This is a genomic window from Aeromonas sp. 604176 (assembly GCF_049170755.1).
GTDB lineage: Bacteria > Pseudomonadota > Gammaproteobacteria > Enterobacterales > Aeromonadaceae > Aeromonas > Aeromonas veronii_A.
The window spans coordinates 1-578 of record NZ_JAAKNE010000312.1 but is presented as its reverse complement, the minus strand read 5'-3'; the positions used below and the strand labels follow the sequence as shown (position 1 = coordinate 578).

Genomic DNA, 578 nt, shown 5'->3' with positions numbered 1-578 from the left:
TGACGCCATCATGGCCGAGCACGCTATCTCCCCCATCGACATGGTCGTCGTCAACCTCTATCCCTTCGCCGCCACCGTGGCCAAAGCCGGTTGCACCCTGGAAGACGCCGTCGAGAACATCGACATCGGCGGCCCGACCATGGTCCGCTCCGCTGCCAAGAACCACAAGGACGTCACCATCGTCGTCAAGGCCTCCGACTATGACCGCGTCATCGCCGAGATGGATGGCAACGGCAACAGCCTGACCCTCTCCACCCGCTTCGATCTGGCCATCGCCGCCTTCGAGCACACCGCCGCCTACGATGGCATGATCGCCAACTACTTCGGCACCCTGGTGCCCTCCTACGGCGAAAACAAGGAAGGCGACGAAGAGTCCCGCTTCCCACGCACCTTCAACAGCCAGTTCATCAAGAAGCAGGACATGCGCTACGGCGAGAACAGCCACCAGGCTGCCGCCTTCTACGCCGAAGAGCAGGCCGCGCCGGGCTCGGTGGCAAGCGCCATCCAGCTGCAGGGCAAGGCCCTCTCCTACAACAACATTGCCGACACCGACGCGGCGCTGGAGTGCGTGAAGGAGT

General features: G+C 63.3%; 1 pseudogene. It reads left to right on the top strand.

The window, feature by feature from the left end:
• Positions 1 to 578: pseudogene (purH, locus tag G5358_RS21560) on the top strand (bifunctional phosphoribosylaminoimidazolecarboxamide formyltransferase/IMP cyclohydrolase); the annotation flags it as partial.